This window comes from Paracoccus sp. KKT209 (genome assembly GCF_055635455.1).
This window is the reverse complement of the sequence record NZ_CM145758.1, coordinates 3,254,047-3,264,288: the sequence shown is the minus strand read 5'-3', so window position 1 is coordinate 3,264,288 and position 10,242 is coordinate 3,254,047. Positions and strand designations below refer to the sequence as shown.

Below are 10,242 nucleotides of genomic sequence, written 5' to 3'. Positions count from 1 at the left end.
TGCCCTATCTTTCCGTGCCTGTCCCCAACCCCCGCCGGTTGAACCGACGGGACAGATTGCACGTCATCAGGGCCGTGACGGCAGAAACAGCGAAGCCCTGCGACCGAAAGCGGATCGCATGGGGGGCGTCGGCCCGTTTCCGTTCACAGACACAGATCCCGCGACATCCGGTGGCAGCCGGCCGTCGTGAATCCGAGGGCAGAAGAGAGAAGCCTCTGCTGTCTTGCCCGGTCGTTTCCTGGCCGCATCGACGATGCGATCATGAGGTTCGACCCGTCCCCAAGCGACGTGAATCGCAAGGAGGAAACTAGACCCAGCCGGGCTGAGCCTGCAACCGAACTATGCGCTTGACAGCTTCTTCGTCCAATCGAATCTGCGAGGGCTTTGACTCGATTGCAGATTTTCAAAAGAGTGTTGAAATCGCTGGATTATTGCCAGCTTTTCGCAGGTGCAGAAACAAAGATCGGGCGCCAAGCCGAAGCTTGCACCCGATCCATCTTGTCCTGATTTTTCAGGTCCCACACCGCGCAAAAGGGTCCTGTGCGGACCCCTGCTGCGGGGGTTTTCAGACCGCCGAAAGGGCCTTCACGCGGGCCGCCAGGCGCGACACTTTCCGCGATGCAGTATTCTTGTGCACGATGCCCTTGGTGACGCCGCGCATCAGTTCGGGCTGGGCATTGCGCAGGGCTTCCTTCGCCGCGTCGGCATTGCCCGAGGCGATGGCTTCCTCGACCTTGCGGATGAAGGTGCGGATGCGCGAGCGGCGGGCCTTGTTGACGTCGGTGCGACGCTCGATCTGGCGGGCGCGTTTCTTGGACTGGGGCGTGTTTGCCATGGGTCAAATCCTAACGGGTCAGTTTGCGTTTCGTCTGTATCGATCGCGCAAAAGCCCCATGACGCCGTTCCCCAGGGGAACGGACATGATTCTTGCCAAAGCGGGCCCACGCGCATGTAAGCGACGGCCTATAGGGCAGGATCGCGGAAAAGGAAAGCCCTTTCCGCCATTCCTCAGCGGTCGCGGAACTGCGCCTCGCGCTTTTCCAGAAAGGCGGCCATGCCCTCCTTCTGGTCTTCGGTCGCAAACAGCGCGTGGAAGGCGCGGCGCTCGAACAGCAGCCCTTCGCGCAGGGTGGTCTCATAGGCGCGGTTGACGGCCTCCTTGACGGTCTTGGTGGCGATCTGGGACTTCTCGGCGATCTTGCGCGCGGCGGCCAGCGCCTCGGGGATCAGCTTGGGCGTGGGCACCACGCGGCTGACCAGGCCCGAGCGTTCGGCCTCGGCCGCATCCATGAAGCGGCCGGTCAGGTTCATGTCCATCGCCTTGGACTTGCCCACGAACCGCGTCAGGCGCTGCGTGCCGCCGATGCCGGCCACGACGCCCAGGTTGATCTCGGGCTGGCCGAACTTGGCGTTCTCGGCGCAGATGATGAAGTCGCAGACCATGGCCAGTTCGCAGCCGCCCCCCAGGGCATAGCCGCTGACGGCGGCGATGATCGGCTTGCGGATGCGGGTGATCGCCTCGATCTGGGCGCCGAACAGGTCCTCGTCATAGACCTCGACATAGCTCTTGATCGCCATCTCCTTGATGTCGGCGCCCGCCGCAAAGGCCTTCTCGCTGCCGGTCAGCACGATGCAGCGGACCTTGTCGTTGCGGTCGGCCTCGGTCAGGGCGGCAGACAGCTCGGCCAGAAGCGTGGCGTTCAGCGCGTTCAGCGCCTCGGGCCGGTTCAGCCGGATCAGGGCGACCTCGTCCTCGATTTCCACGATGATGGTTTCGTAAGCCATAGGCTTGGACCTCGTTGGCAGGTTGCATTGGGGCCGAGTCCTAACAGCAAGGCGGCCGGAAATCCAAGAGTTCAGCGCTGGCAGCCCGGGCAGTAGAAGCTGGAGCGGCCCGATTGCACGATCCGGCGCAGCGTTCCGCCGCAGCCCTCGCGCAGGCAGGGCTGGGATTCCCGGTCATAGGCGCGAAAGCTGTGCTGGAAATAGCCCAGCTCTCCGCTGGCCTGCCGGTGGTCGCGCAGGGACGATCCCCCGGCGGCGATCGCGTCGCTCAGGACATCGCGGATGTGGCCCACCAGCGCGGCCAGCCGCGCCGCACCGATCCGGCCCGCCGCGCGCCGCGGGTCGATCCCGGCGCGCCACAGCGCCTCGCTGACATAGATGTTGCCCAAGCCCGCCACGATCCGCTGATCCAGCAGCGCCTGCTTGACCGGGGCCCGCCGCCCGTCGAAGGCGCGTGCCAGATAGGCCGCGTCGAACTCCGGATCAAAGGGCTCGGGTCCCAGGTGATCCAGCAGCGGATGGCTGGTGCCCTCGCGGATCAGGTCCACCATGCCAAAGCGGCGGGCATCGTTGAAGGTGATCGTGGTTCCGGCCTCGGTGGTCAGGACGACATGGTCATGGCGCGCGATGATGCCCGGATCGCGATGGAAGTCGCCCAGGTTCGCCCCCTCGACCAGCATCCGGCCGGACATGCCCAGGTGCCACAGCACCGTGCCGCCCCGGTCCAGGTCCGCCAGCAGGTATTTCGACCGCCGGCGCAGTGCCGTCACCGTGGCGCCGGTCAGCACCTGCACCAGGTCCACGGGCATGGGCCAGCGGAGGTCGGGGCGACGCATCTCGGCGCGGGCGATGCGGGCGCCCTCCAGGTGGGGCTGCAGGCCGCGGCGGACCGTCTCGACTTCGGGCAGTTCAGGCACGCGGTTCCCTTTCGTCGCATTGCGCCTGTGGCATATCGCGGTCATTGTGCCCGCGGCAGGCCGGACATATCTGGCGAGTGAACAGGCAAACGGCAAGCGCATGACGGACAGCAGACAGACCCATTTCGGCTTTCGGACCGTGGACGAGGATCAGAAGGCCGGCATGGTCCACCAGGTCTTCTCCTCGGTCGCCTCGAGATACGACGTGATGAACGACCTGATGAGCGTGGGCATCCACCGCATCTGGAAGACCGCCATGATGGACTGGCTGGCGCCGCGCGACGGGCAGCATCTGCTGGACGTGGCGGGCGGAACGGGCGACGTGGCCTTCCGTTTCCTGGACCGCGCGCCGGGCGGCCGCGTCACCGTCTGCGACATGACGGAATCGATGCTGGTCGAAGGCCGCAAGCGCGCGGACGCGGTGGACAAGGCCGATCGCTTGGCCTGGGTCACCGGCGATGCGATGAAGCTGCCCTTTGCCGATGACCGCTTTGACCGCTACACGATCAGCTTCGGCATCCGCAACGTCACCCGCATCCCCGACGCCCTGGCCGAGGCCTATCGCGTCCTGAAGCCTGGCGGCCGGCTGATGGTGCTGGAGTTCAGCCAGATCCCGGTCCCGGCCATGCAATGGGCCTATGACCGCTACAGCTTCAACGTGATCCCGGCGATGGGGCAGGCGGTGACGGGCGATCGCGACAGCTATCAATACCTGGTCGAATCGATCCGCCGCTTTCCCGACCAGGACGCCTTCGCCCAGATGATCCGCGATGCGGGATTTGATCGCGTCCAGTGGCGGAACCTGTCGATGGGCATCGCCGCGCTGCATTCCGGCTGGAAGCTCTAGCTCATGCGCGGTCCCCACAACATCCTGCGCCTGATCCGCACCGGCGCCACCTTCGAGCGCACCGGCGCGATGGCGGCCGTGCTGGATGCGGTCGATGCGCCGATCCGGTTGCGCATGGCGGCGCGGGTGATGGGCTGGCCGTTCCGCTGGCTGGGCTACAAGGGCGACCCGACCCTGCCGCCGATCACCCGGGCGATCACCGCCCTGGGTCCGGCCTATATCAAGTTCGGGCAGATCCTCTCGACCCGTGCCGACGTGGTCGGGCCGGAACTGGCGGGGCAGCTGCGCATGCTGCAGGACCGCCTGCCGCCCTTCCCGACGACAATCGCCAAACAGGCCATCGCCGAGGAGCTGCGCGCCCCGGTCGACCAGCTGTTCTCCGAATTCTCGGAGCCCGTGGCCGCCGCCTCGATCGCGCAGGTTCACCGCGCCCGGGTGCGCGAGACGGGCCGAGAGGTCGCGGTCAAGGTCGTGCGCCCGGGCATCGGTGCGGCCTTCCGGCGCGACATCGACGCCTTCCATTTCGGTGCCCGGATGATCGAGCTGGTCTCGCCCGGAACCCGGCGCCTGCGCCCGCGCGACGTGGTGCGGCATTTCGAACAGACGGTGATGGGCGAACAGGACCTGCGGCTGGAGGCTGCGGCGGCGTCCGAGTTTTCGGAAAACACTGCCGGCGATCCCGGATTTCAGGTGCCGATGCCGCATTTCGCGCTGTCCTCGCGCCGGGTCCTGACCGCTGACTGGGCCGAGGGGCTGCCGATGGGCGACCGCGACGCGCTGATCGCCGCCGGCCACGACACGACCGACCTGGCCCGCCGGGTGATCCAGCTGTTCCTGTCCCACGCGCTGCGCGACGGCTTTTTCCACGCCGACATGCATCACGGCAACCTCAAGGTCGCCGCGAACGGCAACATCATCGCCTATGATTTCGGGATCATGGGCGAGATCGACGAATACACCCGCCGGGTCTATGCCCAGATCCTCTACGGCTTCATCCAGCGCGACTATCGCCTGGTCGCGCGCGTGCATTTCGAGGCGGGATATGTGCCCCGCGACCGGGACGAGGCGGCATTCGCCCGTGCGCTGCGTGCCGTGGGAGAACCGATCTTTGGCGCCGATGCGACGCGGATCTCGATGGCCAACCTGCTGTCCTACCTTTTCGAGGTGACCGAGCGTTTCGGCATGCCGACTCGGACCGAGCTGATCCTGCTGCAGCGCACCATGGTCGTGGTCGAGGGCGTGGCCCGTTCCATCGACCCGCAGCTGAACATCTGGAACGCGGCCAAGCCGGTCGTGTCCGATTACATCAAGACCGAGATCGGTCCCAAGGCCGCGGTCCGCGACCTGACCGAGGTCGTCAAGACGATCGGCCGCTATGGCCCGCTGTTGCCGCGCATCGTCGAGCAGGTCCTGTGGGAACGCGCCCACCCCGAGGAGGCGCGCCTGCTGGTCGTCCAGCCGCGCCCCGCGCTGCCCCTGTGGCTGGTCACGGCGCTGTCGCTGGCGGCGGGTCTGGGCATCGGGCTGGCGCTGGCCTGAGCGCCCTCAGAAGCACAGGATCTCGGCTTCGGCCTCGGCGCGGCGCAGGGTGGCCACGCTTTCCGTCATCTGCGGCATGGCGCGGAACATCCCCGCCCGCTCGCCGGTGGTCTGGCGCATCCGCAGCACCGTTTCGGCGCTGACATAATCGCCATAGGGCAGCACCTCGGCAATGCGGTCGATCGCGCAGGAGCAGCGGTCCAGCATGTCGCGGGTCTGGCCGTTCGTGGCCATGCAGGCAAAGACATATTCCGCCCGCGCATTGGTGGGATAATCGTTCACCGCCTGACCTGCCGCCGGCCCGCACAGGGCCAGTGCGGCCGCAACGGCCGGCGGGGCCACCGCGCGGAACAGGCTCATTGCAGCACCAGCTGGTTGCGATATCCCGGCGCCGCCTCCGTTTCGGCCTTCAGTTCGCGGATGGGTTCGGCCGGGTCGTTCATCACGAAGGTCAGGGTCAGCGTCTGGAAACCGTTCATGCGGTTCGCGTTCGGGTCGTCGGCAAAGGGCTTGAAGGTGGCGGTCGTCGTGCCGTCAGTCTGTGCAATTTCGCCGCCCCGGAACAGGATGTCCTTCAGCCGGTTGCGGATGTAATGCGGGCTGCCGCCGGTCAGCGCGGCCATGTCGCGCGCGGTCTGTTCCAGAAAGAAGATCAGCACCGGGTCGCCGGCCGAGATGGGAAAGGGCCCGACCTGGCGGGTCCGCGCCTCGGTTTCCTGCGTCAGCTGCAGCACCGGCTGCTGGTCCGAGGGGTCGATGGCTTCGCTCAGCGTCACCTTGCCGTCGGCGACCGGCTGAAATCCCTCGGCCGCCGGACCTTCGACGGTCATCTGCCATTCCAGGCGGCGGTCATCCAGATCCCAGGGCCCCCGCTCGGTAAAGACCGCATCCCCCGCCTCGGCGGCGGCCAGCGGGTGGGCGGCAAGGGCGCTCAATCCCAGCCACAGGGCAAGGGCAAAGGCTTTCGACATGGTTCGTCCTCCCAAACTCTGCCGCATGATGCGGGGGCATCCACGGCGGGCGCAAGCCCCGGCGGGTGCGGCCCCCACCTTTGGTCTTAGGCCAGCAGACGGCCCAGCATCTCGGCCAGTTCGACCGGGCGGACGGGCTTTTCCAGCAGGTCCACCCCCATCGCCGCGCAGGTGCGGGCGATCTGCGGATCACGGTGGGCGGTGATCATTACCGCCGGCACCGGCCGGTCCGACGCCGCCCGCAGCGATTCGATGGCATTGACGCCGGTATCGCCGTTCTCGAGATGATAATCCGCCAGGATCACGTCAGGCGGCTCGTCCCCCATCGTGGCCAGCGCCTCGGCCGTGCCGCCCGCGATGCGGGGCACCATGCCAAGGCGGTCCCGCAGGATCATCTCATAGCCGCGGCGCATGTCGGCATCGTTCTCGACCACCAGGGCCACCCGGCCGCGCAGCGTCAGCATGGCGCTGTCCGGGGACCGCGCCGGCTGCTGCGTGCCGGCTTCGACCAGCGTCAGGCCGACGCGAAAGACGGTGCCGCGCATCGCCTCGGAACTGAGGCTGATCGGATGGCCAAGCTTGGCACAGGCGCGGCGCACGATGGACAGGCCCAGGCCCATGCCGGGCGTGCCGTTGTCATGCGTCAGGCGCTGGAACTCGTCAAAGATGCGGTTCCTGTCGACGGCCGGGATTCCCACCCCGGTGTCATAGACGCACAGCCAGCACATGCCCCCCCGCCGCCGCGCACCCACCGCCACGCCGCCCCGCTGCGTGTACTTGATCGCATTCGAAACCAGGTTCTGCGCGATCCGTCTCAGGAAGACAGGGTCGCTTTCGACCACCGCGCCGGTGGGCATGAAGGTCAGGCGCAGTTCCTTGGCCTCGGCCATGGGGGCGAATTCGGCGGACAGGCGGCGGAACAGCTCGTCCAGGGCCACCGGCTGGCGGTTGAACTCGATCCGCTGGCTGTCGAGGCGCGAGATGTCCAGAACCGCGTGCATCAGCTGCTCGACCGATTCAAAGGCGCTGCCCAAACGGTCGGTCAGCTCCTTTTGCATCTCATCCATCGGCGTGTCCGTCAGCGCCGACAGGAACAGCCGCGCCGCCGACAGGGGCTGCAGCAGGTCATGGCTGGCGGCCCGCAGAAAGCGGGTCTTGGAGCGGTTCGCCTCTTCGGCCGAGGCGCGGGCGACGGCCAGCTCGCGGTTGCGCTGCGACAGGTCGGCCATGGCCCGCTCCAGGTCGCGGGTGCGGGCCAGAACCTCCTGCTCCAGCGCAACGGCCGCCTGGAACATCGACCAGGCCGAGCCGCGCGTTTCCTCCAGCCTGTCGATGCGGTCGATCAGGACGTTGTTGATCCGGGTCAGTTTCTCGACCTGCCGGGTGGGCGGGTCATCGTCACGCAGCATGGGCGCCCCCGCCGGAGGGAGACGCCGGCTCCATGAAGGCCAGGCCCACGAAGGTCTGATTCACATGCATGCCGCTGTGCTGTTCGCCATAGGTGTTGAACCCCGCCACGCGGTGGTGGCGGTACAGGTCCGACATGCGATGCGTCAGGCCCGCGCGCTCCAGCGCCAGCCGGCGCAGGATGCAGTCAAAGGCCAGCACCATCAGCGGCGGTCGCGGCAGGGCGTCCAGGGCGTCGGAAAAGCCCTGCGTCATGTCCTCGGCCCGGCCCAGGGTCAGCACGGTCCCGGTGTCGATCGCCGACATCAGCGACAGTCCGCCATCCTCGGTGATGGCGCTGATCGCGCGGACATGGTGCCGCCGGCCCATGCGCAGCAGCAGCGGGTGGCGGGCAAATTCCGTCGGCGTCAGTTCCGAGGCCGACAGCCCGGCCAGCCGGGCATATTCCTCGGCCGCGGGTTCGGCGTTCAGTTCCAGGATGCGCCGCTTGTCGGGAAGGGCCGCCGTCACCACGGCGCGTGTGGGGGTGGGGCTGAAATGCGCAAAGGTCACCTCCGAGACGGCCAGATCCGTCTCGACCAGGATGAACACGGCGATATTCGACTGGACCCGCGACTGCGCCAGAAGCGAGGTGCGGCGGAAATCCAGCCCGTCCCCCGCCGATCCGCCCAGCACCGGCACCGAGGGAAGCGCCGCGTCCAGCGTGGCCACCAAAGCGTCCTCCTGGCCCGACAGCCCGTCCACCAGCAGCAGCCCGAACAGGCTGCGCGCCGGGTCGGGCGCGAAATCCTGCTGCATCCGGCGCAGCGCCGCCATCCAGTCCGAGACCGGCAGCGCCGACAGGTTCGGCAGGGTCAGGCTGCGTGCCCGGAAATGGCGCATGGGAAAGCCGATCGCGACCACGCTGTCGCTGGCATATCCCTGCGGCCCGATCTCGCCGGCCGAGGAACAGCCGGCGACCACGCAGCCGGTCGGCAGTTCCGACGACAGAGCGGCGTCCAGCGCGGCCAGTTCATCCCCTTGGGCCCCGAACAGCAGCACCAGCGCGGGATTGGAGCCGCGCAGGCCGTCCAGCAGGGTCGGGACCAGATCGGTCCCGCCGCGGTCGGCCTGCACAGCCACCGGCCCGGATGCGCCCTCCTTCGCAGCCGGGCCGGTATTCATCAGCCGGCCTCGAACAGCCGGATGGAATTGGCCAGCAGCACCGCCTGCGTACGGCGCCGGGCGTTGATCTTGGCCATGATCGCGGTGATGTGGGTCTTGACCGTCGCCTCGGCGATCGACAGCTCGTAGCTGATTTCCTTGTTCGCCTTGCCCTGGCAGATCAGCCGCAGGATCTTCATCTGCTGCGGCGTCAGCGAGGAAAAGCGGCGGGCCAGTTCGGCCTTGGCCTCGTCCCCGGCCTCGTCCTGATCGGGATGATAGCCCTCGGGGGTGACATGCTCGCCCTCCCACATGCGGCGCAGGCTGTCGACCAGCGCCTCGCGCGACAGCGACTTGCTGATATAGCCCTGGGCCCCCGCCGCCATCGTGGTCGAGATCATCGCCCCTTCCAGATCGGCCGAGATCATGGTGATCGGAACCCCCGGCAGCTGGCGGCGCAGGGTGACGATGCCCTCGGCCCCGCGCGCATCGGGCAGGTTCAGGTCCAGGATCACGGCATCCGGTGCCCCCTGCACGCGGATCTGTTCCACCGCGGCGGCCAGGCTGCGGGCGGTGCGCACGTTCTTCAGTCCAAAGCTGATCTTCAGCGTCAGCGCCAGGGCGTCGCACATCAGCGGGTGGTCGTCGACGATCAGAATCTCACGCACTTGGTCGGCGGTGGGTCGCGGTGACGACACAGGGCGCGCCTGGATGGCGGCTGCGGTCATGGCATTCCTCCCTGAATGTCTGCGGGCGCACCCCTCCTCAAGGCGGCGCCTCGCGGATCAGTTTAGGGCAGCTTGCACGTAAAGCAAGTGCCATGCTGCGACGAAAGTCGGACGCGGCGGCGCCTAGCCCGAAGCCTGATCGAAGCTCCGGTCCCAAACATTGCCGTCGGTATCCTCGACATGCACATGGATTGGCTGGCCGTTGGGTTCATAGGCAAACCGGAACACCGGATCCTCGCTGACCGAGATGCCGGCCGCCATGGTGAACAGCAGCTCCTCTCCCTGCCGGACCTCCAGGATGTCGATGAAATGGGCGGGGATCGTCAGCAAGGTCACCTGGTCGCGCTGCAGGCCGGAAAAGTTCGGGTGCCGGATCATCAGGGTCCCGACATGGCGCCCGTCGGCCTCGGCGCTGCGCCAGCGCATCTCGCCCATCGTGTCGCGGATCGCGGCCATGTCCTTGCCGGCCGGGGCCGAACAGCCCCCCGCAGCCTTGACGAAGCGTCCGGCCATGACCTGCGCACCGTCCTGCTGCGTGGCAATGGCTCGGACGTCGGAATAGCTGTCGACGCGCAGGCGCACCTCGAAATCCAGGGGCATCAGCGCGGGACCAAAGGTGTATTCAGCGGCGACGGGGGCCGGGTTCTCATCCACCACCAGGGTCACCGCCTGGACCGCCGGTGCATCGGGTGGCTGGGTCAGGTGGATCGGCACGATGGCGGCCTCATGCGCGCGCGCCGGCGCCGACAGGTCCAGCACGCCGGGGTCGATCGGCGGCTCTTGTTCAAGCCCGACGACCGAGACGCGCAGATCGTCCCAGGTGGGCGAGGGTTGCAGCGGGTTGTCCTGCGCCCAGGCCGGCACGGCCAGCACAAGCGCCACGGCGGTCAGCCATGTCCTCATCA

The 10,242-nt window shown here is 67.6% G+C and carries 11 protein-coding genes; 2 read left to right on the top strand and 9 right to left on the bottom strand.

Annotated elements, in window-relative coordinates:
- Positions 1-565: 565 nt before the first annotated feature.
- The 3 genes from rpsT to mutM all read right to left on the bottom strand — a co-directional run bounded on the left by rpsT (position 566) and on the right by mutM (position 2,702).
- On the bottom strand, positions 566-835 hold the full coding sequence (gene rpsT, locus ACZ2G3_RS16130) for a 30S ribosomal protein S20 (protein ID WP_111299036.1): 270 nt from the start codon (positions 833-835) through the stop codon (positions 566-568).
- 173 nt (positions 836-1,008) lie between these two features.
- Positions 1,009-1,785 carry an enoyl-CoA hydratase gene (locus ACZ2G3_RS16125; RefSeq protein WP_470396980.1) on the bottom strand — a complete coding sequence of 259 codons (777 nt, stop codon included), beginning with the start codon at positions 1,783-1,785 and terminating at the stop codon, positions 1,009-1,011.
- 71 nt (positions 1,786-1,856) lie between these two features.
- Positions 1,857-2,702: a bifunctional DNA-formamidopyrimidine glycosylase/DNA-(apurinic or apyrimidinic site) lyase gene (mutM, locus tag ACZ2G3_RS16120; protein ID WP_470396979.1), complete on the bottom strand. Its 846-nt coding sequence runs from the start codon at positions 2,700-2,702 to the stop codon at positions 1,857-1,859.
- Positions 2,703-2,802: 100 nt separating this feature from the next.
- On the opposite strand from mutM, the gene ubiE reads away from it, so the two are divergent.
- A complete protein-coding gene (ubiE, locus tag ACZ2G3_RS16115; protein ID WP_470396978.1) occupies positions 2,803-3,549 on the top strand; it encodes a bifunctional demethylmenaquinone methyltransferase/2-methoxy-6-polyprenyl-1,4-benzoquinol methylase UbiE in 747 nt (248 codons plus the stop codon).
- A gap of 3 nt (positions 3,550-3,552) precedes the next feature.
- Positions 3,553-5,088 carry a 2-polyprenylphenol 6-hydroxylase gene (ubiB, locus tag ACZ2G3_RS16110; RefSeq protein WP_470396977.1) on the top strand — a complete coding sequence of 512 codons (1,536 nt, stop codon included), beginning with the start codon at positions 3,553-3,555 and terminating at the stop codon, positions 5,086-5,088.
- A gap of 6 nt (positions 5,089-5,094) precedes the next feature.
- Here the strand turns inward: ubiB and ACZ2G3_RS16105 are convergent, their stop codons facing one another.
- From ACZ2G3_RS16105 to ACZ2G3_RS16080, 6 genes are all read right to left on the bottom strand, one after another.
- Positions 5,095-5,448, bottom strand: a complete 354-nt coding sequence (locus ACZ2G3_RS16105) for a hypothetical protein (RefSeq protein ID WP_470396976.1) — start codon at positions 5,446-5,448, stop codon at positions 5,095-5,097.
- On the bottom strand, positions 5,445-6,059 hold the full coding sequence (locus ACZ2G3_RS16100; protein WP_470396975.1) for a hypothetical protein: 615 nt from the start codon (positions 6,057-6,059) through the stop codon (positions 5,445-5,447). The genes ACZ2G3_RS16105 and ACZ2G3_RS16100 overlap by 4 nt, the downstream gene beginning before the upstream one ends.
- An 86-nt stretch (positions 6,060-6,145) precedes the next feature.
- Positions 6,146-7,468 carry an ATP-binding response regulator gene (locus ACZ2G3_RS16095; protein ID WP_470396974.1) on the bottom strand — a complete coding sequence of 441 codons (1,323 nt, stop codon included), beginning with the start codon at positions 7,466-7,468 and terminating at the stop codon, positions 6,146-6,148.
- Entirely contained in the window at positions 7,458-8,630 is a 1,173-nt protein-coding gene (locus tag ACZ2G3_RS16090) for an FIST N-terminal domain-containing protein (RefSeq protein WP_419268513.1), read from the bottom strand. The genes ACZ2G3_RS16095 and ACZ2G3_RS16090 overlap by 11 nt, the downstream gene beginning before the upstream one ends.
- A complete protein-coding gene (locus ACZ2G3_RS16085; RefSeq protein WP_470396973.1) occupies positions 8,630-9,337 on the bottom strand; it encodes a response regulator transcription factor in 708 nt (235 codons plus the stop codon). The genes ACZ2G3_RS16090 and ACZ2G3_RS16085 overlap by 1 nt, the downstream gene beginning before the upstream one ends.
- Before the next feature lie 123 nt (positions 9,338-9,460).
- Positions 9,461-10,240 (bottom strand): quinoprotein dehydrogenase-associated SoxYZ-like carrier, encoded by a 780-nt coding sequence (locus ACZ2G3_RS16080; RefSeq protein ID WP_470396972.1) that lies wholly within the window; start codon positions 10,238-10,240, stop codon positions 9,461-9,463.
- Between the last annotated feature and the right edge of the window lie 2 nt (positions 10,241-10,242).